Annotated in this window: 23 protein-coding genes; 9 read left to right on the top strand and 14 right to left on the bottom strand. The window is 68.0% G+C overall.

Features of this window, described 5'->3' with window-relative positions:
• Positions 1 to 16: 16 nt before the first annotated feature.
• Positions 17 to 1,456, top strand: a complete 1,440-nt coding sequence (locus G3T36_RS16375) for an MFS transporter (protein WP_163290894.1) — start codon at positions 17 to 19, stop codon at positions 1,454 to 1,456.
• 71 nt (positions 1,457 to 1,527) lie between these two features.
• Entirely contained in the window at positions 1,528 to 2,529 is a 1,002-nt protein-coding gene (locus tag G3T36_RS16370; RefSeq protein ID WP_163290893.1) for a ketopantoate reductase family protein, read from the top strand.
• A gap of 5 nt (positions 2,530 to 2,534) precedes the next feature.
• Here the strand turns inward: G3T36_RS16370 and G3T36_RS16365 are convergent, their stop codons facing one another.
• Positions 2,535 to 3,209, bottom strand: coding sequence for a nucleoside/nucleotide kinase family protein (locus G3T36_RS16365; RefSeq protein WP_163290892.1), 675 nt, complete (start codon positions 3,207 to 3,209; stop codon positions 2,535 to 2,537).
• Positions 3,210 to 3,246: 37 nt separating this feature from the next.
• On the opposite strand from G3T36_RS16365, the gene G3T36_RS16360 reads away from it, so the two are divergent.
• Positions 3,247 to 4,146, top strand: coding sequence for an HhH-GPD family protein (locus tag G3T36_RS16360; RefSeq protein WP_163290891.1), 900 nt, complete (start codon positions 3,247 to 3,249; stop codon positions 4,144 to 4,146).
• A gap of 31 nt (positions 4,147 to 4,177) precedes the next feature.
• Here G3T36_RS16360 and G3T36_RS16355 read toward each other — a convergent pair whose 3' ends face one another.
• From G3T36_RS16355 to G3T36_RS16340, 4 genes are all read right to left on the bottom strand, one after another.
• A complete protein-coding gene (locus G3T36_RS16355) occupies positions 4,178 to 4,483 on the bottom strand; it encodes a YciI family protein (RefSeq protein WP_163290890.1) in 306 nt (101 codons plus the stop codon).
• Positions 4,484 to 4,515: 32 nt separating this feature from the next.
• Positions 4,516 to 5,040, bottom strand: a complete 525-nt coding sequence (rbfA, locus tag G3T36_RS16350; RefSeq protein ID WP_163290889.1) for a 30S ribosome-binding factor RbfA — start codon at positions 5,038 to 5,040, stop codon at positions 4,516 to 4,518.
• Positions 5,041 to 5,151: 111 nt separating this feature from the next.
• Positions 5,152 to 7,968, bottom strand: coding sequence for a translation initiation factor IF-2 (gene infB, locus G3T36_RS16345; RefSeq protein WP_163290888.1), 2,817 nt, complete (start codon positions 7,966 to 7,968; stop codon positions 5,152 to 5,154).
• Positions 7,969 to 8,048: 80 nt separating this feature from the next.
• Entirely contained in the window at positions 8,049 to 8,327 is a 279-nt protein-coding gene (locus G3T36_RS16340; protein ID WP_163290887.1) for a YlxR family protein, read from the bottom strand.
• 163 nt (positions 8,328 to 8,490) lie between these two features.
• Between G3T36_RS16340 and G3T36_RS16335 the strand changes: the two genes are divergently transcribed.
• Positions 8,491 to 10,947, top strand: coding sequence for a cell wall-binding repeat-containing protein (locus tag G3T36_RS16335; RefSeq protein WP_163290886.1), 2,457 nt, complete (start codon positions 8,491 to 8,493; stop codon positions 10,945 to 10,947).
• A gap of 348 nt (positions 10,948 to 11,295) precedes the next feature.
• Here the strand turns inward: G3T36_RS16335 and nusA are convergent, their stop codons facing one another.
• Entirely contained in the window at positions 11,296 to 12,303 is a 1,008-nt protein-coding gene (gene nusA, locus G3T36_RS16330) for a transcription termination factor NusA (RefSeq protein WP_163290885.1), read from the bottom strand.
• Positions 12,304 to 12,445: 142 nt separating this feature from the next.
• On the opposite strand from nusA, the gene G3T36_RS16325 reads away from it, so the two are divergent.
• Entirely contained in the window at positions 12,446 to 13,249 is an 804-nt protein-coding gene (locus G3T36_RS16325; RefSeq protein ID WP_163290884.1) for a DUF1206 domain-containing protein, read from the top strand.
• A gap of 27 nt (positions 13,250 to 13,276) precedes the next feature.
• On the opposite strand, the gene G3T36_RS16320 is transcribed toward G3T36_RS16325, so the two are convergent.
• From G3T36_RS16320 to G3T36_RS16295, 6 genes are all read right to left on the bottom strand, one after another.
• The gene (locus G3T36_RS16320; protein ID WP_338031614.1) at positions 13,277 to 15,043 is read right to left on the bottom strand and encodes a proline--tRNA ligase; all 1,767 of its coding nucleotides are present in this window, start codon (positions 15,041 to 15,043) and stop codon (positions 13,277 to 13,279) included.
• A gap of 46 nt (positions 15,044 to 15,089) precedes the next feature.
• A complete protein-coding gene (locus G3T36_RS16315; RefSeq protein WP_163290883.1) occupies positions 15,090 to 15,776 on the bottom strand; it encodes an SGNH/GDSL hydrolase family protein in 687 nt (228 codons plus the stop codon).
• 117 nt (positions 15,777 to 15,893) lie between these two features.
• Entirely contained in the window at positions 15,894 to 17,024 is a 1,131-nt protein-coding gene (gene ispG / locus G3T36_RS16310; RefSeq protein ID WP_163291112.1) for a flavodoxin-dependent (E)-4-hydroxy-3-methylbut-2-enyl-diphosphate synthase, read from the bottom strand.
• A 66-nt stretch (positions 17,025 to 17,090) separates the two neighbouring features.
• Positions 17,091 to 18,413: a site-2 protease family protein gene (locus tag G3T36_RS16305; protein WP_163291111.1), complete on the bottom strand. Its 1,323-nt coding sequence runs from the start codon at positions 18,411 to 18,413 to the stop codon at positions 17,091 to 17,093.
• Positions 18,414 to 18,484: 71 nt separating this feature from the next.
• Positions 18,485 to 19,567, bottom strand: a complete 1,083-nt coding sequence (locus tag G3T36_RS16300) for a 1-deoxy-D-xylulose-5-phosphate reductoisomerase (protein WP_163290882.1) — start codon at positions 19,565 to 19,567, stop codon at positions 18,485 to 18,487.
• 16 nt (positions 19,568 to 19,583) lie between these two features.
• Entirely contained in the window at positions 19,584 to 20,552 is a 969-nt protein-coding gene (locus G3T36_RS16295) for an FKBP-type peptidyl-prolyl cis-trans isomerase (RefSeq protein ID WP_163290881.1), read from the bottom strand.
• 149 nt (positions 20,553 to 20,701) lie between these two features.
• Here G3T36_RS16295 and G3T36_RS16290 point away from each other — a divergent pair, with 149 nt between their 5' ends.
• From G3T36_RS16290 to G3T36_RS16280, 3 genes are read left to right on the top strand one after another with little or no spacing between them, the layout of a single operon-like run.
• Positions 20,702 to 22,039, top strand: a complete 1,338-nt coding sequence (locus G3T36_RS16290; protein ID WP_163290880.1) for an aminotransferase class III-fold pyridoxal phosphate-dependent enzyme — start codon at positions 20,702 to 20,704, stop codon at positions 22,037 to 22,039.
• Positions 22,040 to 22,050: 11 nt separating this feature from the next.
• The gene (locus G3T36_RS16285; RefSeq protein WP_163290879.1) at positions 22,051 to 22,938 is read left to right on the top strand and encodes a LasA N-terminal domain-containing protein; all 888 of its coding nucleotides are present in this window, start codon (positions 22,051 to 22,053) and stop codon (positions 22,936 to 22,938) included.
• Positions 22,935 to 23,744: a lysophospholipid acyltransferase family protein gene (locus tag G3T36_RS16280; RefSeq protein ID WP_193571299.1), complete on the top strand. Its 810-nt coding sequence runs from the start codon at positions 22,935 to 22,937 to the stop codon at positions 23,742 to 23,744. The genes G3T36_RS16285 and G3T36_RS16280 overlap by 4 nt, the downstream gene beginning before the upstream one ends.
• Positions 23,745 to 23,759: 15 nt before the next feature.
• On the opposite strand, the gene G3T36_RS16275 is transcribed toward G3T36_RS16280, so the two are convergent.
• Positions 23,760 to 24,266 (bottom strand): CGNR zinc finger domain-containing protein, encoded by a 507-nt coding sequence (locus tag G3T36_RS16275; RefSeq protein WP_163290877.1) that lies wholly within the window; start codon positions 24,264 to 24,266, stop codon positions 23,760 to 23,762.
• Positions 24,267 to 24,351: 85 nt separating this feature from the next.
• Here G3T36_RS16275 and G3T36_RS16270 point away from each other — a divergent pair, with 85 nt between their 5' ends.
• On the top strand, positions 24,352 to 24,603 hold the full coding sequence (locus tag G3T36_RS16270; RefSeq protein WP_163290876.1) for a hypothetical protein: 252 nt from the start codon (positions 24,352 to 24,354) through the stop codon (positions 24,601 to 24,603).
• A 14-nt stretch (positions 24,604 to 24,617) separates the two neighbouring features.
• On the opposite strand, the gene G3T36_RS16265 is transcribed toward G3T36_RS16270, so the two are convergent.
• Positions 24,618 to 25,091 (bottom strand): OsmC family protein, encoded by a 474-nt coding sequence (locus G3T36_RS16265; protein WP_163290875.1) that lies wholly within the window; start codon positions 25,089 to 25,091, stop codon positions 24,618 to 24,620.
• Positions 25,092 to 25,097: the final 6 nt, after the last annotated feature.

Genomic DNA, 25,097 nt, shown 5'->3' with positions numbered 1-25,097 from the left:
TGAACGGAGCCGGTCGATGAGTTCACCCGCACGGCGCGTGCCCCTCTGGCTCGCCATCATCGCAGCATCCCTCCCGATGTTCATGGCGACACTCGACAACCTCGTGGTCACCAGCGCCCTCCCAGTCATCGCCAGGGACCTGACGGCGTCCATCGAAGACCTGCAATGGGTCGTGAACGCCTACACGCTCACCTTCGCGACGATGATGCTCATGGCCGTGGCCCTCGGCGACCGGTTCGGCAGACGTCGCATCTTCCTCGCGGGCGTCGGCGTCTTCACCGTCGCCTCCGCGCTCAGCGCCCTCGCGACCGAGCCGTGGATGCTGATCGCGGCACGCGCCGTCCAAGGCGTCGGAGCCGCAGCGCTCATGCCGCTGTCGCTCACCCTGCTCGCGGGCACCGTGAGCGAACGCCTGCGTCCCGCCGCCATCGGCATCTGGGGAGGCATCGCCGGCCTCGGAGTCGCCCTCGGCCCGCTCATCGGAGGAGCCGTCGTCCAGGGCTGGAACTGGCAGGCCATCTTCTGGCTGAACGTGCCGCTCGGCATCGTATCCATTCCGCTCATCCTGCTGGCGCTGCCCAACAGCTTCGGCGAGCGCGTTCGCGCCGACGTCGTAGGGCTCCTCCTCGCAGGTCTCGGACTGCTCGGGCTCGTCTACGGGATCGTCCGGGGCAACCCCGTCGGCTGGGACAGCTTCGAGGTCGTCGGATCGCTCGTAGCCGGCGGGGTGCTGCTCGTCGCGTTCGTGATCTGGGAGTCGCGCACACCGTCGCCTCTCCTCCCCCTCCGGCTGTTCCGCGACCGCAGCTTCACCGTCGCGAACCTCGTCGGCATCACCTTCAGCTTCGGCATCTTCGGGTCGATCTTCATCCTCATCCAGTTCCTGCAGGTGGTGCAGGGCCACACCCCGCTCGAGGCCGGCGTGATGACGATGCCGTGGACGCTCGCGCCGATGGTGGTCGCGCCGCTCACCGGACTGCTCTCGCCACGCACCGGCACGCGTCTTCCGATCTTCATCGGCCTGGTGTTCCTGACGGCCGCCATGCTGTGGATCGCGCTCACCCTGTCGGCGACCGAGCCGTACAGCGAGATGTGGCCGGCCTTCGCCGTGGCCGGTATCGGCATGGGCTTGGTCTTCGCGCCCAGTTCGACCGCGGTCCTCGCGAACATGGTGCCGGACGATCACGCCAAGGCGTCGGGCACCAACTCGACGCTGCGCGAGATCGGTGTCGCCCTCGGCGTCGCCGTCCTGACAGCCGTGTTCACCGGTGCCGGCGGCACGCTCACCCCGACCGGTTACGTTCACGCCGCCATCCCGGCCGTCCTCGTCGGGGCCGGCGTCCTCGGCCTCGCAGCCCTCATCTCCCTCGCACTTCCGTCGGGCATCCGCCGCCGCGAGCCGGTCGCGGCCCCGGCCATCCCGGATGCCGTCCCGGAGCCTGCCCGCACCGCCTGAGCGCCGGGCGCCAGAGCGCCGCGCACCTGAAGGCGAGCCCCCCGGAACACCGCCGCCGCTACGCTGGGACGATGCGAATCGGAGTGATCGGAGCGGGAGCGATCGGCGGAACGATCGCCGCCCTCCTCGACCGTTCGGGCCACGACGTCGAAGTGACCGCGCGAGGTGAACACCTCGCCGCCATCCGGTCTACCGGGCTGAAACTATCGGGAGGCTGGGGCACCCATACCGCGCACGTCGCAGCGGCCGAAACCCTCCAGCGGGCGCCGGAGCTCGCCTTCGTCACGACGAAAGCGCAGGATGCGGCGGCAGCCATTCGCGAGCACACCGCGCTGCTCGCAGGCATTCCGGTCGTCATCGTGCAGAACGGGCTCACCGGGCTCGACGAGGCATCCGCCCTCCTTCCCGACTCCGACTGCGTCGGGGCCCTTGCGCTCTGGGCTGCGAGCTACCTGTCCCCGGGCTCCGTCAGCGTGACGACCCCGTCGACCACCTATCTCGGCTCCGGCGACGGACCGCCCACCGCTGCGACGCTGCTCGTCGCCCGCGTGCTCGGCGCCGTCATGCCGTGCCAGGCGACCGACAACTTCACCGGCTGTCAGTGGACGAAGCTCATGGTCAACCAGATCAACGCGATGCCGGCGATCACCGGCCTGAGCGCGCAGGAGACCCTCGCCGACCGGCACCTGCGCCTCATCGTCACGGCCAGCCTGCGCGAAGCCGTCCGCGTCGCCATCTCCGCCGGCGTGCACTTCGGGAGCCTGCAGGGTCTCACCGACCCCATCCTGCGGTTCGTCGCGCGCAGTCCGCTGGCGGTCGCACAGGTCGTACCTCTGCTGATGAAGCGGCGGATGGGGCGCACTCCGAACCCGGGATCGACGCTGCAGAGCATCCGGCGCGGCCAGCCCACCGAGATCGACTACCTCAACGGCGCCGTGGTCGACCAGGCCGCTCGTCTCGGCATCCACGCACCGATCAACGCAGCCCTCGTCGGCCTCGTTCACCGCGTCGAACACACCGGCGAGTTCGTGACACCGGCCGAGGTGATCACGACGATCGCGCCGCTGCTGTAGCCGGCTCAGCAGCTGTCGGCGAAGATCCGTTTCGGATGCGCGGGGTCGGCATTGTCGACGAGCGCGCTGGCATACTGCCGCGGGTTCGCCTCCGCGAAGTAGAGTTCCTGACCCTCCCGATATCGTGCGTTCGCGAACGCATCCGGGTTCGGGTCGCGGGCATCGCGTTCGGCCAGGCGCGCATAGGCGACATCCCACGGGACCTCGAGCAGGATCGAATAGTTCCAGATCCCGCGCAGTTCGGGCCGGCTCAGGAAGACCCCGTCGACGATGAGCACGCCGTCGGGCTGGCCGGTGATCCAGCGGGACAGGGTGGGCGCATCCCGTCTCACATCCCACGCCGCGGTCTGGAAGCCGGTGCTGCCCGCCATCCGGAACGGGTCGATGAGCACCCGGCGAAACGTCCCGTAGTCGAACGAATCGCGGTAGAACGACTCCGGCGATTCGCGGCCGTCCCGGTACCGCTCGGCACGCGAACGGTGGAAGTCCTCCATGGATGCACGGAAGGCGTCATGACCGGCCTCGCGGAACACGGCGGCGAGGTCGTCGCCGAACGACGTCTTGCCGGCCCCGTCGATGCCGTCGATCGCGACGATCACCCGTCCGTGGCCGTAGTTGTGGGCGATCTCTCCCACCAGTTCCCTCAGGAATTCGATGCGCGGTGTGGGCGGCAGCTGCATGAGTCGAGCCTAAGCCGCTGAGGCCGCTTACGCTGGGATGGTGTCCGAAATCGCAGCAGCCTCCGCGCCGCCGCTGCCGCTCGCCGCGATCGTCATCGACTGGTTCCACGCCAACCGGCGCGACCTCCCGTGGCGCCGCGACGGGTTCACCGCCTGGGGCACCCTGGTCAGCGAGTTCATGTTGCAGCAGACCCCCGTTTCGCGCGTGATCCCTCACCTCGAGGACTGGCTGACCCGCTGGCCGACGCCCGCCGATCTCGCCACCGTTCCGCCCGGCGAGGCGGTGCGCGCCTGGAAGTCCCTGGGCTATCCGCGGCGTGCGCTCTGGCTGCACGCTTGCGCGGTCGCCATCACGGAGGAGTTCGGCGGCGTCGTACCCGACGACGTGGATGCGCTCCTCACCCTCCCGGGGATCGGCGACTACACCGCGCGCGCGGTCGCCGTCTTCGCGTACGGGGGCCGGCATCCGGTCGTGGACACGAACATCCGCCGCGTCATCGCCCGGGTGGTCGACGGCAACGCCGACCCCGGCCCGCCGAACGCCAGACGCGACCTGCCGGCGATGGAGTCGCTGCTGCCCGGCGACCGCGCGGCCTCGGTGGCGTTCAACGCAGGAATGATGGAACTCGGCGCGATCGTCTGCGTGGCGCGCGCGCCACGGTGCGACGGATGCCCGCTGAGCGAAGCCTGCGCGTGGCGCCTGGCGGGCTATCCTGCCTACGACGGTCCGCGGAAGGCCGTGCAGAAGAAGTACGAAGGCTCCGACCGGCAGGTCCGCGGCCTCGTGATGGCGGAGCTCAGGGCATCGCACATCCCGGTGACGCGCGCGGAACTCGAGACGTTGTGGCCCGATAGTGCACAGCGCGAGCGCGCGATCGCCGGTCTGGTCGCCGACGGTCTCGCGGTGGAGAACCCCGACGGGCTCGTCCTCCCTTAGCCCTCGAGGGCCCTAACCTTCGAGCAGGGCCCTAACCTTCGAGCAGGGTCCCGCCCTCGAACACGAGCGGATTCCAGTCGAGGATGCGCGAACGCCAGACCAGGCCTTCGGTGACGAAGGGGTCGTTCTCACGGAAACGCTCCGCAGCCTCGCGGGACGTGAAGACCGCCATCGAACCCTCGGTGGCCGGGTCGCCGAACGTACCGATCATCAGCACTTCGCCGCCCTTTGCGAACTCCTCGAGGTAGGCGCGATGGCGTGGATACGTCTCGACCAGGCGTTCGAACGTCTTCGGATCCGGGTCGGGGTCGCTGTCATAGAACGAGACCGCATACATGGTCGAAGGCTACCGTCGACCTGCGGATTCGGCTACGACTTTTCGGAGGCCTCTTCCTCGACCTCTTCTTCGGCGGCATCGTCGTCGTCGGCGTAGAAGTCGCTGCCGAAATCGTCGTCCTCGCCCGCAGTGTCCAACTCACGTGGCTTCACGTAGGGATCCTCCTCCCCGGCATAGGTGGCTCCGGCCGCTAGGCCCGCCACCTCAGTGTCGCGCTGGCGCGCCTCGCGGAGCAAGTCCTCGATGTGAGCCGCGTTCTCGGGGACGGCGTCCGGGATGAACTCGAGCGACGGTGTGAGGCGGGCCGTGATGTTCTTGCCCACCTCGCTGCGGAGCATTCCCGTCGCAGCGGTGAGTGCGGCTGCCGTGTCGGCGCGTTCCTCGTCGGTGCCGTAGACCGTGTAGAAGACACTCGCGTGCTGGAGGTCACCGGTCACCTTGACGTCGGTGATCGTGACGAAACCCATCCGGGGATCGCGGACTCCGCGCTCCAGCCGTTTGGCGATGATCACTTTGATCCTGTCGGCGAGCTTTCTCGCGCGTGCCGGGTCGGCCATCGTTGTCCCCTCTTTCTTCCCTTCAGGGAGTCACTGCCGGTGACCTGCATCCGCTGCAGGGCCGTGAATGGGAATGGGCCGGAAGCGGTTGCCCGCTTCCGGCCCGATCGATCAGACGCGCGGTTTCTCGCGCATCTCGATCGTCTCGATCTCGTCGCCGATCTGGATGTCGTTGAACTTGCCGAGGCCGATACCGGCTTCGAAGTCGGTACGCACCTCGGTGACGTCGTCCTTGAACCGGCGCAGCGACTCGATCGCGAGACCATCAGCGACGACGACGCCGTCGCGGATGACCCGCGCCTTCGCGTTGCGTGTGATGGTGCCGGACCGCACGATGACACCGGCGATGTTCCCGAACTTGGAGGAGCGGAACACCTCGCGGATCTCGGCCACACCCGACTGGACCTCTTCGAACTCGGGCTTGAGCATGCCCTTGAGCGAGTTCTCGATGTCTTCGATCGCGTTGTAGATGACCGAGTAGAAGCGCACATCCACACCCTCGCGGGCAGCGCGTTCGCGGGCCTTGACGTCCGGGCGGACGTTGAAGCCGATCACGATCGCGTTGTCGATGGTCGCCAGGTCGATGTCGGATTCGGTGACCGCACCCACACCACGGTGGAGGATGCGCAACTGCACCGAGTCGTCGACCTCGATCTTCATGAGCGAGTCCTCGAGCGCCTCGACGGCACCGGACACGTCGCCCTTGATGATGAGGTTGAGCGATTCGACCTTGCCCTCTTCGAGTGCACGGGTGAAGTCCTCGAGGCTGATGCGCTTGCGGGCCTTGGCCAGCTGGGCGTTGCGCTCGACGGCTTCGCGCTTCTCGGCGATCTGACGGGCGGTGCGGTCCTCCTCGGTGACGAGGAAGGTGTCGCCTGCTCGCGGCACGCTCGAAAGGCCCTGCACCTGGACGGGACGCGACGGGGTGGCCTCGAGGACCACATCGCCGTTCTCATCTGCCATCGCACGGACGCGTCCGTACGCCGTTCCGGCGACGATCGCGTCTCCGACCCGCAGCGTTCCCGACTGGATGAGCACCGTCGCGACGGCACCGCGGCCCTTGTCGAGCTTCGCTTCGATCGCGACACCGCGTGCGTCCTTGTTGGGGTTCGCGCGCAGGTCGAGCCCGGCGTCGGCCGTGAGGAGCACGGCGTCGAGCAGGTCCTGGATGCCGATGTCGTTACGCGCAGACACGTCGACGAACATGACGTCGCCGCCGTACTCTTCGGCGACCAGTCCGAACTCGGTGAGCTGCTGGCGCACCTTCGCCGGGTTGGCGTCGGGCTTGTCGATCTTGTTCACCGCGACCACGATCGGCACGTTCGCCGCCTGGGCGTGGTTCAGTGCCTCAATGGTCTGCGGCATGATGCCGTCGTCGGCCGCGACCACCAGGATCGCGATGTCGGTGACCTGCGCACCACGGGCACGCATGGCGGTGAACGCCTCGTGGCCCGGGGTGTCGATGAAGGTGATCGCCCTGTCGAGACCGTCGTGCTCGGTGCGCACCTGGTAGGCACCGATGTGCTGGGTGATGCCGCCGGCCTCGCCCGCGACGACGTTCGCGTTGCGGATCGCGTCGAGGAGTCGCGTCTTACCGTGGTCGACGTGGCCCATGACCGTGACGACGGGCGGACGGATCTCGAGGTCTTCGTCGGTCTCGTCCTCGAGCTCCTGGTCGAGGTCGATGTCGAAGCCTTCGAGGAGCTCCTTGTCCTCGTCTTCCGGAGACACGATCTGCACCTTGTAGCCGAGCTCTTCGCCCAGGATGCCGAAGGTGGCCTCGTCGAGGGACTCGGTCGCCGTCGCCATCTCACCGAGGTGGAAGAGCACGGTGACCAGGTTTCCCGGGCTCGCGTCGATCTTGTCGGCGAAGTCGGAGATCGAGGCGCCACGACGGAGCCGGACGATGGTGTTGCCGTCGCCGCGGGGTACGCTCACGCCGCCCAGCGACGGAGCTTCGCGCAGCTCGAATTCCTGCCTCTTCGTGCGCTTCGACTTGCGAGCCTTGCTCTTGCCGCCACCGCGACCGAACGCACCAGCGGTACCACCGCCGGGGCCACGGCCACGGCCACCGCCGCCTGCGGGGCGGGGTGCACCGAATCCACTGCCGCCGGGGGCTCCGGCTCCGGCGCCGCCGGGGCGCTGGAAGCCGCCGCCTGCACCGGCACCAGCACCACCCGGGCGCTGGAAGCCACCGGTTCGGGCTCCACCGCCGGGGCGCTGGAAGCCACCGCCGCCGGGGCGCTGACCCTGTGCGGGTGCACCGGGGCGCGGCGAACCGGGACGCGGCGCCGACGGACGCGGGATGTTGCCGGGGCTCGGGCGCTGGCCCATGCCCTGCGAGCTTGCGAACGGGTTGTTGCCCGGTCGCGGGTTCGCCGGACGCTGGCCCATGCCCTGGTTGGAGGCGAAGGGGTTGTTGCCGGGACGCGGTGCGCCCGGGCGAGGGATACTACCCGCGGGGCGCGGCGCCGCCGGTGCTGCGGTGTCGCCTGCAGCGGGCTTCTCTTCCGCGGCGGGCGTCGCTGCGGCCGACGCGGCCTTGTCAGCGGCGGCCTTCTCGGCCGCAGCCTTCTCTTCTGCGAGCGCCTGACGTTCCGCAACCGACAGCGGTGCGCTCGGAACGGGGGCTGCGGGCGCTGCTGCGGGTGCAGCCGCTGCCGGCTCTGCCACGGCGGGCGCGGGGGCCGCGACCGTCGCCTGGGTCGGGCGGGCCTTGGGTGCTGTCGGCGCGGTCGCGGTCGCAGCTGCGGGCGCGGCGATGCCATCCGCCTGGAGGGCTGCGCGAAGCTTGCGCGCGACCGGCGGTTCGATGCTGGAGGACGGTCCCTTGACGAACTCGCCCATTTCTTTCAGTTTTGCAAGGGCTACCTTGCTGTCGACTCCGAGTTCGCTAGCGACCTCGTGTACGCGTGGTTTTGCAGCCACAATTCTCCTGTCTGGGCCTGACCCGGACAGGGCAGACCGTTAGTAACGGACGGGTCTCATTTCGAGCCGCTCATTAGTTGTCACTCATTTGAGTTCACTGTGCCGTTCAGCCTGTTCTCTCGTAGTGCGGCCTGGATGGCCTCGGTGTCGAGCGCTCCCTCGACCCTGAGCGCCCGCCCGAAGGCCCGTCGCTGCAAGGCCTTCGCGAGGCACTCACCAGTCGGATGCAGCCACGCACCACGCCCGGGCAGAGTGGCGGAATGGTCCACCACGAGTTCTGAACCCCGAGCGACAACCCTCAGAAGTGAGGACCGGGAGGCGCGAGAACGGCAACCGACGCACGTTCTTACAGGTACCATCTTACCCCTCCTGAGGCGGCTGCGGCGCACAGCTGCGCCACGTCCACCGTTCAGGCTACCTCGGCGCCACGCGGGCGAGCATTGTCAACGACCCATGCGAGGGGGCACACTTCATGCGGGAGGGATCGATCCGATGACGCATGGCCTGACGAAGCATGTCCTGATGAAGCATGTTCTGACAAAGCGCAGACGCCGCCGGACCGGGGTGATAGCCGCCGGTACCGCCGCAGCCGTGGTGCTGGCCCTCGGCCTCGCCTCTCCCGCCGCCGGCGCAGCCACGTCCTGGCCGCAGTTCGGCAACGGGCCCGCCCATTCCGGCGTCAACGCGTCCGAGACGGCGATCAGCGCAGCCACGGTCGGAAACCTGACCCTGAGGTACAGCGCGTCGCTGCCCGGCACGTCCGACGGACCGCCGGTCTACCAGCCGGGGGTCGTGACGCCGAGCGGTACGCGCGACCTCCTTTTCGTGACGACCAAGTCCGGCTGGATCGTCGCCCTCGACGCTTCCACCGGCTCGACGATCTGGTCGCACCAGAACGGGCCGGGCGGTTGCACCATCAACAACGATGGCAGCACGCCCTGCTACACCACCTCGTCGCCTGCGATCGACCCCGCGGCCACGTTCGTCTACTCGTACGGGCTCGACGGGCGGGTGCACAAGTATCGCATCGGTGACGGCTCCGAGGTGAAGACAGCACCCTGGCCCGAGCTCACCACGACGAAGCCCTTCGACGAGAAGAGCTCCCCCGCGCTCACGATCGCGACCGTCAACGGCACGTCGTACCTGTACGCAGCGAACGGCGGCTATCCGGGCGACCGGGGCGACTACCAGGGTCACGTGACGACGATCAACCTCGCCACCGGAGCCCAGAAGGTCTTCAACACTCTCTGCAGCGACAAGACGATCCACTTCACCACGACGGCGTCGACCGACTGCCCGCAGGTCCAGTCCGCGGTGTGGGCGCGGCCGAGCGTCGACTACGACGCCGCCACCAACCGGATCTACTTCGCCACGGGCAACGGGACCTTCGACGGAGTTCACAACTGGGGTGACTCGGTGCTGGCCCTCAACCCCGACGGCAGCGGTGCGGGCGGCGGCCCGGTGGACAGCTACACGCCCCTCAACCAGGACCAGCTCAACTCGTCCGATCGGGACCTCGGGAGCACAGCGCCCGAGATCGTGACCGCGCCGGCCGGCTCGACCGTCGTGAACCTCGGAGTGCAGGGCGGCAAGGACGCGAAACTGCGACTCCTCAACCTGTCGAACCTGAGCGGACAGGGCGGCCCCGGCCATCAAGGCGGCGAACTGTCGCCGATCAATGTGCCCCAGGGTGGTACCGTCCTTACCCAGCCTGCCGCATGGGTGGACCCGGCGACCAAGACCTCCTGGGTGTTCGTCGCGAACGGCAACGGTATCTCAGCGCTCAAGGTGGTGCTGGGCACGGGCAGCAAGCCTCAGCTCGCGCAGGGCTGGACCAGCACATCCGCCGGCACATCGCCGATCATCGCCGGCGGGGTGCTCTTCTACCTCACCAACGGCGGTGCGCGCGCACTGAATCCCACGACCGGTCAGGTCCTGTGGTCGGACCCGTCCGGCACCGTCGGACTCCACTGGCAGAGCCCCATCGTCGTCAACGGAGCCCTGTTCTACGCCGACGGGAGTGGGCACCTGCGCGCGTTCACCCTTCCGACAGCATCACGCGTCGCCGGCGCCGACCGTTATGCGACGAGCGCCGCCCTCTCGGCGTCTACGTTCAGTCCCGGTGTGCAGGTCGCCTACATCGCGTCGGGCACAGGCTTCGCGGATGCGCTCTCCGGCTCGGCCGCGGCAGGCAAAGGCGGTGGTCCGGTGCTGCTGGTAACCCCCACCGGCATCCCGTCGAGCGTCGCCGCCGAACTGACACGCCTGCGTCCGACGAGCATCGTCGTGCTCGGCGGGACGGGTGCTGTGAGTGACGGCGTCAGGGCGCAACTCGCCAAGTACGCCAGCGGCGGCGCGACGAGTGTGTCCCGGATCGCCGGGACGGATCGCTACGACACCAGCGCTCGGATCTCGAAGTCGGCCTTTGCACCCTCAAATCCCGTCGCCTACGTCGCTAGCGGCGAGGATTTCCCCGACGCACTATCAGGGGGTGCACTGGCTGCTGGAAGCAAGAATGGCGGTCCCGTGCTCCTCGTCACGCATGACGCGATTCCCGCGTCGATCACCACCGAACTGGGTCGCTTGAAGCCGGCGAACATCGTCGTCCTCGGCGGGACGGGCGCCGTGAGCACCACCGTCGAGCAGCAGCTTGCAGGCTTCGCGACCCGAGGCGCGGCCGGAGTGACCAGAATCGAGGGCACGGACAGGTACGGGACGAGCGCCGCCGTCGCGAACACGTTCACGCCAGGGGCTTCGGTCGCCTACGTCGCAGTCGGGACGTCCTTCGCAGACGGCCTCGCGGCGGCCAGCGCTGCGGGACATGTCAACGCCCCGGTTCTGCTGGTCACCACGCACTCGATTCCCGCTGCCATCGCAGACGCGCTGACGAAGTTGCAGCCGACAGCGATCATCGTGGTCGGTGGAACGGGCGCCGTCGACAACTCCGTGCAGCAGGCACTCGGCGCCTACGTGCACTGAGCCTGCCCACACGCTCCAACCCGTCAGTTCCGGTCACACTCGCTCTACTCGTCGAGGGTCGTGCCCGACTGACTCGCGCGGATTCGCCGGGGAGTCCCTGAATTGCGAACACCGCAGGCGCAGGCAGAAGGGGCTACGGCGCGAGGGGCGCCGTTCGTAATTCAGGAGTTCATGTGACAGAAGTGACGGACGCGCAAGCCTGCGCGGAAAAAGCCCTGATCGGATGACCGGCTCCCGCCGGCGTGCCGCCGAAGATCCTGAATTGTGAAAACAGGCGCGGGCGGCAGGGTGACAGCAAAGACGGCTGAATACGTGCTTATGCGCCTGCGCGAAGACCGATATCCAGAGTTACTCGTCGTCGAGGATCGAGTCCGGCTGGATATCGATCTTCGCGCCCGTCAGCTTGGCGGCGAGGCGGGCGTTCTGGCCCTCCTTGCCGATCGCCAGCGACAGCTGATAGTCGGGGACGAGCGCACGGACGGCCTTCAGCGACTCGTCGATCACGAACGCGCTGGTGACCTTAGCCGGTGAAAGGGCGCTCGACACGAACGTGGCCAGGTCGGGCGAATAGTCGACGATGTCGATCTTCTCGTTGTTCAGCTCGGCCGTGACGGCACGCACACGCTGCCCGAGCTCTCCGATGCAGGCGCCTTTCGCGTTGACGCCGGGCTCGGTCGCCCGCACCGCGATCTTCGTGCGATGACCCGCCTCACGGGCCAGCGACACGATCTCGACGACGCCGCTCGCGATCTCAGGGACCTCGAGCGCGAACAGTTTGCGGACGAGCGCCGGGTGCGTGCGCGACACCGTGATCGACGGGCCCTTGAGCCCCTTGGAGACACTGGTGACGTAGACGCGGATGCGCGAACCGTGCGTGTACTCCTCGCCGGGAACCTGCTCCTCCGGCGGAAGGATCGCTTCGACACTTCCCAGGTCGACGTGGATCATGCGCGGGTTCGGACCCTGCTGGATCACGCCGGCGACGATGTCACCCTCGCGCCCACGGAACTCCCCGAGCACAGCGTCGTCGGCGATGTCGCGCAGACGCTGGTTGATGACCTGTTTCGCAGCGAACGCCGCAATGCGCCCGAAGTCGCTCGGGCTGTCCTCCGCCTCGCCGATGACGTTTCCTTCATCGTCGAGCTCGGGAACGAAGACGGACACGTGACCGGTCTTGCGATCGAGGTGGACACGCGCTGCGGGAGGCTGATCCGTGTGGCCGTGACGGTGGTCGGCCTGGTTGGTGTGCTTCAGGTAGGCGGTCAGGATCGCCTGCTCGATGATCTGCACCAGCTCGTCGAAGGGGATCTCTCGTTCGCGTTCCATGAGACGCAAGACGCTGAGGTCGATGTCCATGCCGGCCTCCTCTATTCAGATTCTTGCCGTCGCGAACCGCGCGACGGACTCAGCTATCTACGGTACCCGATCGCGAGCCCACTCGTAACGATGGGCGGTCGGTCTACTGGACAATCGGCCGCGCGGGCGTACCGTGACCGAGATGACGACGGAAGTTAAGGGAGCCGCGCGCTCCGCGGAGAACAATCCAGCTGTGCAAGCGCTCGCCCGGGTCGGCAATGTCGCCGTCGGGGTCGTGCACATCCTTATCGGCGGCATCGGGATCAGCCTCGCCTTCGGCGCCAGCGGTGAGGCGGACCAGTCGGGTGCGTTCCAGCAGCTCATGAAGACGCCCGGTGGCGTCTTCATTCTGTGGGTCGTGGTCGTCGGGCTTCTGGCCCTCGGGCTCTGGGAGGTGCTCGAGACGATCCTCGCGCCGGGCGCGGACCCGAAGCGGCGCTGGGCGACCCGACTGAAAGAGGGCGGCAAGGCCATCGTGTACTTCGCGCTGGCCTGGCTCGGGTTCGTGATCGCGACAGGCGGGTCGGCGAGTTCGAACTCGTCGAACACCTCGATGACCGCGAAGATCCTCGCGGCACCGGGCGGAGTCTTCCTGCTGGTCCTGATCGGACTCGGCGTCATCGCCATCGGCGTGTATTACATCGTGAGGGGCGCGAGGAAGACTTTCGCCCGCGACATCCAGACGCCATCCGGCGCCGTCGGGGATGCGACGATCACGCTCGGCGTGGTCGGCTACATCTCCAAGGGCATTGCGCTGGGAATCGTCGGCATTCTCGTGGTCGTCGCGGCAGTGACGACCGATCCGCAGAAGGCGAGCGGGCTGGACGGCGCCCTCGTGACGCTCCGCGGGCTGCCCTTCGGCCCGGTCATCCTCTTTGCGGTGTCCCTCGGGCTCATCGCCTACGGCGTCTACTACTGCGTGAAAGCGTTCGTCGTCCGCCTCTGATCCCGCGAGGGCCGCGGTAACGCGGCCTCAGCGATCGAGCTGCCCGGCCACCTCGGCGACGGGAACCTGCGCGCGCTCGCCGGTGCGGCGATCCCACACCTCGACAACACCCTCGGCTGCGCTCCGGCCGACGATGACGATCTTCGGTACGCCGATGAGCTCCGCGTCGCCGAACTTCACACCGGGCGAGACCTTGGGACGGTCGTCGAACAGCACGTCGAATCCGGCGCCGTCGAGCGAGGCGGCGAGTGCCTCGGCGACCTCGAACACGACCGGTTCGCGACCGGCGGCGACGACGTGCACATCGAACGGCGCGACCGACTCCGGCCAGATCAGTCCTTTGTCATCGTTGTTCAGCTCGGCGATGATCGCGAGCATGCGCGTGACGCCGATGCCGTAGGACCCCATGGTCACGGTGACGAGCTTGCCGTTCTCGTCGAGCACTTTCAGTCCGAGCGCCTCGGCGTACTTGCGGCCGAGCTGGAACACGTGGCCGATCTCCATGCCACGGGCGAGCTCGACCGGTCCGGAACCGTCGGGCGCCGGGTCTCCGTCGTGCACGTCGGCGACCTCGACCGTGCCGTCGCTGGAGAAGTCACGCCCGGCCACCAGTCCGAACACGTGGTGTCCTTCTTCGTTCGCGCCGGTGATCCAGCCGGAACCGTCGACGACGCGCGGGTCGACGAGATAGCGGATGCCCGTGCTCGCGTCTTCGCCGAGCACCGGGCCGAGCGCCGACCAGGGCCCGATGTAGCCTTTCACGAGTCCGGGGTTCGCCAGGAAGTCCTCCGGCGTCGCCTGCTCCACTTCTGCCGGCGCGAACGCGACTTCGGCGCGCTTCAGGTCGACCTCCCGGTCGCCAGGAAGGCCGACGACGATCACTTCGCGCCGTCCGTCGAGATGCTTGAGCGCGAGGACGACGTTCTTGAGCGTGTCGGCGGCGGTCCAGGCGCGGCCGTCCGGGCGCGGGTGCTTCTCGTTCGCCAGGTCGACCAGGGTCTGGATCGTCGGGGTGTCCGGAGTGTGGAGGACCTCGGCAGGCGTCAGCTTCTCGTACGTGCGGGTGGGCGGCGCCAGAGTCGTGAAAGCCTCCACGTTGGCCGCGTAGCCGCCGGCCGAGCGCACGAAGGTGTCCTCGCCGACCGGAGTCGGGTGCAGGAACTCCTCGCTGCGCGAGCCGCCCATCGCGCCCGCATCCGCCTGCACGATCACGTACTCGAGGCCGAGCCGCGCGAAGATGCGCTCGTACGCGTCGCGCTGGGCCATGTAGCTCGCGTCGAGCCCTTCGTCGGTGTAGTCGAAGGAATACGCATCCTTCATCGTGAATTCGCGTCCGCGCAGCAGGCCGGCACGGGGCCGCGCCTCGTCACGGTACTTGTCCTGGATCTGGTAGATCGAGAGGGGAAGATCCTTGTAGCTCGAGTACAGGTCCTTCACCAGCAGAGTGAAGACCTCTTCGTGCGTCGGGGCGAGGAGGTAGTCTCCGCCTTTGCGGTCCTTGAGCCGGAAGATCCCGTCACCGTACTCCTCCCACCGCCCGGTGGCCTCGTACGGTTCGCGCGGGAGGAGCGCCGGGAAATGCACCTCGTGCGCTCCAGCGGTCTCCATCTCGTCGCGGATGATCTGCTCGATCTTTCCCTTGACCCGGAGCCCGAGGGGCAGCCACGCAAAGATGCCGGGCGCCTGCCTGCGGATGTACCCCGCACGCACGAGCAGCCGGTGGCTGGTCACTTCTGCGTCGGAGGGATCTTCACGGAGGGTGCGGAGGAAGTAGTTCGACAGGCGTGTAGGCACCGTTCCATGTTAGAGGGCGGCGACCGGCGCCACAGACGGCATCCGGTCACGCCGCCGGATGCTGCAGGGCCTTCGCGACGGCCGCCGCGATCACCTGCTGGCCGGCCGGGGTCGGATGCACGTCGTCGGACTGCAGTAGGGCCGGCTGACCGTACAACGGCTGGCCGATGTCCAGCGTGCGGCCGCCGACGGCTGCCACCGCGCGGGTGACGTCGAGGTCGATGCTGTCCAGCTGCGGCGGGACGTCCTTGTCGTTCCAGATCGGGCTCACCGCGAAGATCTGGGCGCGCGGCAGGGCGGCATGCAGGGCGCGGATGGTCGCAGCGGTCTCCCCCGCGATCATCGTGTCATCGTCGCCGAGGTCGTTGCTGCTCCCCGAGACGAGCACGATCGACGGGTCGAGGCGTGCGGCTGCGGCCACCTGGTCGGCGAAATCGTCGCCGTTGTTGCCGGTGGTGACGAAACCGGACCCGTCGCTCGCCAGGTTGGTGAGCCGCCAGCCGAACTCGTTCGCGAGGAGCGCCGGCCACGCCTGGCTCGGTGCCAGCCCGTGGCCTTCCATGATCGAATCCCCGATCGCGACCACGACCGGTCCGTGCGGAGCGGCCACCGTCGTGTGGGGGACGACGGTCGGCGTGCCCGCTGCGGCGACGACGCCGATCGCGAGCGATGCGGCGACGACGAGGGCGCCGGCAGCCAGTGCAGCCGGAATCCGCCTGACCCTCGATCCCATGGCGACAGGATATGCAAAGGTACCGTGGATCCGCTATGCGCTCGCCCTGTTCCGGCTGAGGGAACCCGCCTGAGGACGCCCGCCTGAGGACGCCTGCGCGACTCGGCCCGGCGTGGCTCAGTTCGCGACGGTGACGACCGGCTCCCCGCTCGTGGCGTCCGGCATCTCAGCAGCCAGCCGGTTGGCCTCCGCGATGAGGGTCGCGACGATCTCCGACTCGGGGACGGTCTTGATGACTTCGCCCTTGACGAAGATCTGGCCCTTGCCGTTTCCGGAAGCGACACCGAGGTCGGCCTCGCGCGCTTCGCCGGGGCCGTTGACGACGCATCCCATGACCGCGACCCGCAGCGGAACGCTCATGCCCTCGAGTCCGCTGGTGACATCGTTCGCCAGCTTGTAGACGTCGACCTGCGCACGGCCGCAGCTCGGGCAGGACACGATCTCGAGCTTGCGCTCACGGAGGTTCAGCGACTGCAGGATCTGCAGCCCGACCTTGACCTCCTCAGCTGGAGGGGCCGACAGGGAGACGCGGATCGTGTCGCCGATGCCCTCCGAGAGCAGGATCCCGAACGCCGTCGCCGACTTGATCGTGCCCTGGAAGCTCGGGCCCGCCTCTGTGACGCCGAGGTGGAGCGGCCAGTCACCGCGTTCGGCGAGCAGGCGGTACGCCTTGACCATCACGATGGGGTCGTTGTGCTTCACCGAGATCTTGAAATCGTGGAAGTCGTGCTCCTCGAAGAGGCTCGCCTCCCACACGGCCGACTCCACGAGTGCCTCGGGAGTCGCCTTGCCGTACTTCTCCAGAAGGCGCGGGTCGAGAGAGCCGGCGTTCACGCCGATCCGGATCGAGACACCCGCCTCCTTGGCGCGCCGGGCGATCTTGCCGACCTGGTCGTCGAACTTGCGGATGTTGCCCGGGTTCACGCGCACGCCCGCGCATCCGGCATCGATCGCTGCATAGACGTAGTTCGGCTGGAAGTGGATGTCGGCGATCACCGGGATCTGGCTCTTCTTCGCGATGATCGGAAGGGCCTCGGCGTCGTCGCGGCTCGGCACGGCGACACGCACGATGTCGCAACCGGATGCGGTGAGTTCGGCGATCTGCTGAAGCGTCGCGTTGATGTTCGGCGTCGGCGTCGTCGTCATGGACTGGACGCTGATCGGTGCATCGCCGCCGACGAGGACCTTGCCGACCCTGATCTGTCGTGTCTTCCGTCGCGGAGCCAGGACTTCGGGCACTTTGGGCATTCCCAGATTGATTGCAGCCACGCCTCTAGCTTAGGCCGCGCGCCACAAGGTTCTATGGGAGAAGCCTCAGCCGAAGAGGTTGACCGGCTTGACGATGTCGGCGTAGATCAGCAGCAGGCTCATCCCGCCCAGCACGACGACGACCGCCATCGTCAACGGCATCAGCTTCGCCATGTCGACGGGGCCCGGATCCTTCTTCTTGAAGAGCTTCGCCCAGCTGCGCCGGATGCCCTCCCAGAGGGCCCCGGCGATGTGGCCGCCGTCGAGCGGCAGCAGGGGGATCAGGTTGAACACGAACAGCGCGATGTTCAGCGACGCGAGCAGGCCGATCATCGTGTACACCTTGTCGACCACCGGGACGTTGTTGAGAGCCGTGAGCTCGCCGGCGGCGCGCCCGACGCCGACGACGCTGATCGGACCGTTGGGGTCGCGCTCGCCCGGGCCGAAGGCGGCATTCCAGACGCCAACGAGCCGCTGGGGCAGATCGATGATCATGCCGCCGACGGCGCCGATCTGCGTGCCGACGGCGGGAAGGATGGCGCTCGGCGGCTGCTGCACGAGTTCGCGGAGCGGACCGATGCCGATGAAGCCGGCCTGGGTGGTGACGGATGCGCCGCTCGCGTCCTTGACGACCGCGCCCTGTGCATCCGTCACGTACTTCTTCGTCGTCGCCGGCGTCACCGTGAAGGTGTGCTTCGTGCCGTTGCGCTCCACGACGACCGTCAGTGCCCGGTCAGCCGACTTCTGGATGATCGCCGTCGACTGGTCCCAGCTCGTGATAGCCGTGCCGTCGATGCTTACGATGCGGTCGCCCGGCCGGATGCCCGCAGCGTATGCCGGAGCGGCCGGGTCGGTGGGTGCGCATTTCTGGTTGGTCGCGGTCGGCGAGATGAGACAGGTGCTCACGGTGGCGACGGTGGTGCTGTTCTGGGCGGTGCCGAAACCGCACAGCAGCACGGCGAACAACGCGATGCCGATCAGGAGGTTCATGACGGGGCCGCCGAGCATGATGACGATGCGCTTGGCGACGGGGAGGCGGTAGAACGCTCGGCTGTCCTCGCCGGCGGCGATGGTCTGTGCGCTCTGCTCGCGCGCATCCTGCACCATGTTCTGCATGAAGCCGGTCGTGGCGTTGCGCGCTCCCGCGCCGTCCTTGCCGGGTGGGAACATGCCGATCATCGAGATGTAGCCGCCCAGCGGGATCGCCTTCACCCCGTACTGGGTCTCGCCTTTGCGGAACGAGAAGAGGGTCTTGCCGAACCCGATCATGTACTGGGTCACTTTGACGCCGAACGCCTTCGCCGGAACGAGGTGCCCGATCTCGTGCAGGCCGATCGACACGGCGAGGCCGATCACCATGATGACGACGCCGAGGATGAAGAGCAGCACGGATTCCACGCCGCAACCCTACCGCCGGACGGCTTGGAACCAGCCGGACGTTCGCTGTGCGACGGTCGCGCTCAGTGGGCGGCGATCAGCCGGTCGGCCTCCGAACGCGCCCAGAGTTCGGCGAAGGCGAGCGTCTCACGGGTGAGCTCCCGTTCCGGTTCGTGCGCGTCGACCACGCGCTCGACGGTGTCGAGGATGTCGAGGTAACCGATCCGCCCGGCGTGGAATGCGGTCACGGCCTGCTCGTTCGCGGCGTTGAAGACGGCGGGATAGGTGCTCCCTGCCGTGCCGACGCGCTTCGCCAACGCGACCGCGGGGAACGCCTCACCGTCGAGGGGTTCGAACGTCCAGGCGTGGGCGGTCGTCCAGTCGAGCGGCACGCCGACCCCGGCGACACGGTTCGGCCAGTCGAGTCCGAGCGAGATCGGCAGGCGCATGTCGGGTGGAGAGGCCTGCGCGATCGTGGATCCGTCGACGAACTCCACCATCGAGTGGACGACGGACTGCGGATGCACCGTCACAGCGATCCGGTCGTACGGCACGTCGAACAGCACGTGCGCTTCGATCACCTCGAGGCCTTTGTTCACGAGCGTGGACGAATTCGTCGTCACGACGAGCCCCATGTCCCATGTCGGGTGGGCGAGGGCCTCGGCGGGGGTGACGTCGCGCAGCGACTCGCGGCTGCGACCACGGAAAGGGCCGCCGGATGCGGTGAGCACCAGCCGTGAGACCTCTGCTGCGGTCCCCGAGCGCAGGGCCTGCGCGATCGCGGAATGCTCCGAGTCCACCGGGACGAGCTGCCCCGGACGCGCGACGCGGGTGACGAGCTCGCCGCCGACGATGAGCGACTCCTTGTTCGCCAGTGCCAGCGTGCGCCCCGTTTCGAGCGCGGCGAGCGTCGGCCCGAGCCCGACCGATCCGGTGATGCCGTTCAGCACCACGTCGGCGTCGACGGCGCGCACGAGACGCTCGGCATCCGCCGCCCCGAGGGCCGTGTCGGCGACGTCGAACTCCTCGGCCTGCTGCGCGAGGAGCTCGACGTTCGTGCCGGCCGCGAGGCCGACGACACTGAACCGCTCGCGGTTGGCGCGGATGACGTCGAGGGCCTGCGTTCCGATCGACCCGGTCGAGCCGAGAATCACTACCCTGCGCACAGGGCCATGCTACGGGCTAGTGCGTGGTCTTCACGATGTCGATCACGAACACCATGGTGTCGGTGCCCTTGATCTCGCCGTTGCCCTTCGAGCCGTAGCCGTCGGCCGGCGGGATGACCACGAGGACCTGCGAACCGACCTTCTGGCCTTCGAGGGCCTTCGTGAAGCCGGGAACGAAGCCGGTGACCGGCCCGCTGTACACCCCGCGGCCCCAGCTCTGGTCGAAGACCTTGCCGGTACGCCAGAGCACACCCTGGTACTGCAGCGAGATCGTGTCGGCCGAGGTGACGACGGCGCCGTCACCCTGCTTGAGCAGGGCGATCTTCGTCGTGGTCGGCGGCGCGCTCTTCGGGATGGTGACGGTCGGCTGACCGGTCGTGGAGAGCTTCACCGTGGGAAAACCGGGGGTCGGCGCGACCGGCGTGCCGTTGGCACGGGTCGGCACCACATCCACGACGTCGGCGACGAAGACGACCGTGTCGGTCGCCTTAAGCCCCAGGCTCGAGGTGTTGGCGCTGCCGAACGAATCCTTCACGCTCGAGGTGGTGACGACACGCGAGCCGACCGGGACGCACTCGATCGTGCGCACGAGACCGGGCACGTACTGGGTGGCGTCGACGACGATCGGCACGGGGCTGGTCTTGTCGAACCCGCTCGCGCTGAGAAGCTTGCCGGTCGTGCCGTTGTAGGCGGCGAGCGCGATGTCGACCGTGCTCGACGGCTTGACGTCGGCCCCGTCGCCCTTGATGACGACGGTGCGCTGGATCGAGGTCGCCTTCAGCGGCGCCGAGAACTTCACCGTCGGCGTTGCGCGGAAGTCGCCGGTCACTTTCACCGAGTCGGAGATCGAGCCCGAGGGGGTGCTCACGCACTTCGCGCCGGAGGCGGACGTCGAAGTCGACGTTGGCGCCGGGGAACCCGAGCTGCAGGCCGCAAGAGCGAGGATGGCGCCGGTGGCGACGATCAGGGAGAGGGTTTTGCGCACGGGATCACTTTCGGAAGTCGAGAGGGGAGGCACCCAGTCTGACCTATCGGCCTTTGTCCAAGCTGACAGTGGCCTTAACACCTCCTGTCCATTCGCCCGCGCGGCCGCGCGGTGACGAGCCGGAAACACGGTCGACCTACGATGGGGGGATGACACGTGACTTCTCCGTTCCGCAGGCCCGCAAGCTCGTCACCGACCTCCCCGGTCCGCGTTCGATCGCGCTGCAGGAGCGCAGGGTCGCCTCCGTCAGCCGCGGCGCGGGCACTCTGGCGAACATCTACATGGAGAGCGGTTCGGGCGCGATCCTGGTCGACGTGGACGGAAACCACCTCATCGACCTCGGCTGCGGCATCGGCGTGACCACGATCGGGCATGCCCATCCCGCGGTCGCGGCTGCGGCGGCGGAGCAGGCGGCGAAGCTCACCCACACGCTGTTCACGGTCACGCCGTACGAGAACTACGTCCGCGTCGCCGAGAAGCTTGCACAGATCACGCCCGGCGACTTCGAGAAGCACTCCATCCTCGTCAACTCCGGGGCCGAGGCGGTCGAGAACGCGGTGAAGATCGCCCGCAAGTTCACCGGCAGGCGTGCCATCGCATCCCTCGACCACGCGTTCCATGGGCGCACGAACCTCACGATGGCGATGACCTACCGGCCCTGGCCAGAGCGTGCGGGCATGGGACCGTTCCCCGGCGAGCTGTACAGCGTGCCGATCAGCTACCCCTTCCGCGACCCCGACGGCATGACGGGCGAAGAAGCCGCCGAGCGCACCATCGACTACATCAACACGCACATCGGGGCGACCGAGCTCGCGGCCCTGTTCGTCGAACCGATCCAGGGCGACGGGGGCATCATCATCCCGGCGGACGGCTTCTTCCGCCGACTCAGCGAGTTCTGCACCGAGAACGGCATCGTGTTCGTCGCCGACGAGATCCAGGCCGGCATCGGCCGCACCGGCACGTGGTACTCGATCGAGCACCACGGCGTCGTGCCCGACCTCGTCACGAGCGCCAAGGGCATCGCCGGCGGGTTCCCGCTCGCCGCCGTCACCGGTCGGGCGGAGATCATGGATGCGGTCCAGCCCGGTGGGATCGGCGGCACGTTCGGCGGCAACCCGGTCTCGACGGCCGCCGCCCTCGCCGTCTTCGACGTGATCGAGAGCGAAGGGCTGCTGGCCGAAGCGCAGCGCGTCGAGCGCGCACTCCTCGCGCGCATCGGTGACTGGGCGGATCGGTTCGCCGTCGTCGGCGAGGTGCGCGGCAAAGGCGCGATGTTCGGTGTCGAGCTCGTTCACCCCGGCTCGAAGAAGCCCAACCCCGAGGCCCTGACGGCCGTGCTCAGGCACGCCACGTCGAACGGCGTCATCGCGCTCGACGCGGGCAGCTGGGACAGCGTGCTGCGCATCATGCCGTCGGTGATCATCAGCGAAGAGCTCATCGACGACGCGGCGACCGTCATCGAAGAAGCTCTCGCCCGATTCAACTGAATCGGCGCGGCATGGGACTCCGCGGCAGGGCCGCCACGATCGTCGGCGCGTCGGCAGCAGCGATCGCTGTCGTCGTGACGCTTTTCGCAGCGCCCGCGGCAGCCGCATCCGACCCGCCGTTCCACCCCGGCCTGATCATCAGCGACGACACGTTCTACAACTACCAGTCGATGTCTGCGCGGGACATCCAGGCGTTCCTCGAAGCCCGCACCTGCAAGCCGAAGGACACGTCCCCGTGCCTGGCGGACTATTCGGCCGACAGCCGCAGCATCCCCGACCAGGGCGCCGGGCATTGCGACGCGATCACCGGGCGCCGGAACGAAGCGGCCAGCAGCATCATCGAGCGCGTCGCCGTCGCCTGCGGTATCAACCCGCAGGTGCTGCTCGTCCTGCTCCAGAAGGAGCAGTCCCTGCTGACCGCACCGAGCGCCTCCGGCTATGCGAAGGCGACGGGGTACGCCTGCCCCGACACGGCCGCCTGCGACAAGAAGTACCTCGGCTTCTTCAACCAGGTGTATCGCGCTGCGTGGCAGTTCAGGGAATACACACTGCATCCCGGCGAATGGCATTACCGGATCGGCCGGGTGCCGGTGCAGTACCACCCGGATGCGGCGTGCGGCTCGAGCACCGTGCACATCGCGGACCAGGCGACCGCGAACCTCTACAACTACACGCCGTACCAGCCCAACGCGGAGACGCTCGCGCACCCCAAAGGTCCGGCGGGCTCCTGCTCGACGTTCGGCAACCTGAATTTCTCGCGCATCTTCAACCAGTGGTTCGGGTCGCCCCTCACGGTGAGGTTCCCCGGCATCCTCCCGGCATGCCTCAACTTCGTCGGCGGTCAGGATTGTCCTTCTGACCAGCCATTCGACTTCGCTGCCATGGCTTCGGGCCGATGAGGCCATTCCGGCAGCGGAATACATTTGTCGCTACGCTCAATGACGTGACGGAAATCGAACCCGATGGCGGGACGACGGAGGAACCACGCCGCCCCGGCTTCCTCTACCTGTTCATCCGCACCGTCGTCGCACCGATCGCGCGACTCGTCTACCGGCCCACCGTCATCGGGCGCAAGAACGTTCCTCGCAAGGGGCCGGTGATCCTCGCCAGCAACCACCTGTCGTTCATCGACTCGGTAGCCATACCGCTGATGGCTCCCCGCAGAGTGCAGTTCCTGGCCAAGTCGCATTACTTCACGGGGACCGGCGTCAAGGGCGCACTCTCCCGCACGTTCTTCACGGCCATCGGGGCTGTGGGCGTCGAGCGCGGCGCCGGCCAGGCCGCACAGGAGGCGCTCGAGCAGAGCAAGCGCATCCTCGACACGGGGGCCGCCTTCGCGCTCTACCCGGAAGGGACCCGCTCGCTCGATGGCCGCCTCTACAAGGGGCGCACGGGCATCGCGTGGCTGGCGCTCACGACGGGCGCCCCGGTCGTGCCGGTCGGGCTGATCGGGACGAACGAACTGCAGCCTGTCGGCACGAAGGTGCCGCGGGTGAGGCCCATCACCGTGACCTTCGGCAAGCCGATCGACCTGTCGCACTACGGCAGCCCGGACTCGGGCCGCGCCAGGCGGCAGGCGACCGACGAAGTGATGGCTGCCATCCACGCGCTCACCGGGCAGGAACTGGCCAACAAGTACAACGAGGCGCCGCCCGCGACGACTGTCGAGCGCGTCAGGCGGGCTCTCCCCCACGAGCGCCTCTAACCCGCCGTCGCGGCGTCAGTCGTCAGGGGAGCCTTTGGCGCGGTAGGTACGCGCCTTCTGGCGGTTGCCACACACGCCCATGCTGCACCAGGTGCGGGAGCCGTTCTTCGAACGGTCGTAGAACGCCCAGCGGCAGTCCTCGGCGGCACACAGCCTGACGCGCCCCATCGACCCCTGGATGCTCAGCACGACCGATGAGGCGACGGCCGCCTCGGCCGCGGTGCGCGCACGCAGGGCCACTCCGCGGTCGCCGCACGTCGTCTCCAGCTCCAGGCTCGGGAGCGACGGCGATTCACCGTCGAGGAACGAACGGAGCGCATCCCTCACCGACTTCGCCTCCGCACGATCGCCCGCACTCACCGCATGCGTGTCGCACCAGGCGTCGAAGGCCGCTGCGTCGTCGAGCAGGTCGGTGCCCTCCTCGATGTCGAGCGTGTTGAGGAAATCGACCAGAAGCCCGGCTCCGAGCTCGGGTTCACGTTCGGTCTCGCGCTCCTCGACCGCGGGTGCATTCGTACGCATATAACCATTGTAACCCAATAGCTGGTTACGTTACGATGTAACTAGCAAAAAGGGTTTGCAGGTTACATCGTCGTAGGAGGACATCATGCATCCGCTTGCAGTCTGGCTCATCAGCACCTCGCAGTTCCGTGAACGCGAAAACGAAGACCGGCTGATGCGGCGGCAGCGGGATGCGCGCGTCCGGGAGGCGGAGCGCGCACGCGACCAGCACTGGGCCGATGTTCTGCACCGGCGGGCAGAGCAGGCGGCGCAGGCGCGCGCTGTGGAGAAGGCCCCGGCACCGCGTACGGTAGCGCCCACGATGGGCGCGGCAGCCGCGGGGTGCGCCACCGCCTGAATCCGGGTCGGCGCTCAGGCGACGACGAACGTCTCCGGCTCGTGGAGGACGGGGAAATTCACCGAAGACGCGATGAAACACAACTCGGACGCTTCGTGGTGGAGGGACTTCGCGGTCTCGAGCATCCCCGGTTCGAGGACGGTCACACGCGGCCGCAGGGTCACACTCGTGAAGTGGCCGCCGCCGTTCCCCGTCTCCTCCATGACGCCCGTCGGTTCGTCGGTGTAGCCGACGACGACGACGCCGTGATTCGTCGCGACGTGGAGGTAGCTGAGCATGTGGCACTGGCTCAGGGCGGTGAGCAGGAGTTCCTCGGGGTTCCAGCGATCCCGGTCGCCGAAGAAGACGCGATCGGACGACCCCTCGATGTCGTGCTTGCCCTCGACCGACACGAGATGGTCGCGGCCGTACGCACGATATGCGCTCGTGCCCGTGCCGCGATTTCCAGTCCACTCGAGGTAGACCTCGTAACGGTGTGCGTTCTTCATGATCCG

It is taken from the genome of Leifsonia tongyongensis (assembly GCF_010686705.1).
Classification (GTDB): Bacteria; Actinomycetota; Actinomycetes; order Actinomycetales; family Microbacteriaceae; genus Diaminobutyricibacter; species Diaminobutyricibacter tongyongensis.
The sequence above is the reverse complement of the archived record's forward strand: the minus strand, read 5'-3'. Positions and strand labels throughout refer to the sequence as shown.

Bases quoted from the DNA above. Each gene is read 5' to 3' on its own strand.
- G3T36_RS16375 (WP_163290894.1), top strand. From the start codon at position 17: ATGAGTTCACCCGCACGGCGCGTGCCCCTCTGGCTCGCCATCATCGCA.
- G3T36_RS16370 (WP_163290893.1), top strand. From the start codon at position 1,528: ATGCGAATCGGAGTGATCGGAGCGGGAGCGATCGGCGGAACGATCGCC.
- G3T36_RS16365 (WP_163290892.1), bottom strand. From the start codon at position 3,209: ATGCAGCTGCCGCCCACACCGCGCATCGAATTCCTGAGGGAACTGGTG.
- G3T36_RS16360 (WP_163290891.1), top strand. From the start codon at position 3,247: ATGGTGTCCGAAATCGCAGCAGCCTCCGCGCCGCCGCTGCCGCTCGCC.
- G3T36_RS16355 (WP_163290890.1), bottom strand. From the start codon at position 4,483: ATGTATGCGGTCTCGTTCTATGACAGCGACCCCGACCCGGATCCGAAG.
- rbfA (WP_163290889.1), bottom strand. From the start codon at position 5,040: ATGGCCGACCCGGCACGCGCGAGAAAGCTCGCCGACAGGATCAAAGTG.
- G3T36_RS16340 (WP_163290887.1), bottom strand. From the start codon at position 8,327: ATGGTACCTGTAAGAACGTGCGTCGGTTGCCGTTCTCGCGCCTCCCGG.
- G3T36_RS16335 (WP_163290886.1), top strand. From the start codon at position 8,491: ATGAAGCATGTTCTGACAAAGCGCAGACGCCGCCGGACCGGGGTGATA.
- nusA (WP_163290885.1), bottom strand. From the start codon at position 12,303: ATGGACATCGACCTCAGCGTCTTGCGTCTCATGGAACGCGAACGAGAG.
- G3T36_RS16325 (WP_163290884.1), top strand. From the start codon at position 12,446: ATGACGACGGAAGTTAAGGGAGCCGCGCGCTCCGCGGAGAACAATCCA.
- G3T36_RS16315 (WP_163290883.1), bottom strand. From the start codon at position 15,776: ATGGGATCGAGGGTCAGGCGGATTCCGGCTGCACTGGCTGCCGGCGCC.
- ispG (WP_163291112.1), bottom strand. From the start codon at position 17,024: ATGCCCAAAGTGCCCGAAGTCCTGGCTCCGCGACGGAAGACACGACAG.
- G3T36_RS16290 (WP_163290880.1), top strand. From the start codon at position 20,702: ATGACACGTGACTTCTCCGTTCCGCAGGCCCGCAAGCTCGTCACCGAC.
- G3T36_RS16285 (WP_163290879.1), top strand. From the start codon at position 22,051: ATGGGACTCCGCGGCAGGGCCGCCACGATCGTCGGCGCGTCGGCAGCA.
- G3T36_RS16280 (WP_193571299.1), top strand. From the start codon at position 22,935: ATGAGGCCATTCCGGCAGCGGAATACATTTGTCGCTACGCTCAATGAC.
- G3T36_RS16275 (WP_163290877.1), bottom strand. From the start codon at position 24,266: ATGCGTACGAATGCACCCGCGGTCGAGGAGCGCGAGACCGAACGTGAA.
- G3T36_RS16270 (WP_163290876.1), top strand. From the start codon at position 24,352: ATGCATCCGCTTGCAGTCTGGCTCATCAGCACCTCGCAGTTCCGTGAA.
- G3T36_RS16265 (WP_163290875.1), bottom strand. From the start codon at position 25,091: ATGAAGAACGCACACCGTTACGAGGTCTACCTCGAGTGGACTGGAAAT.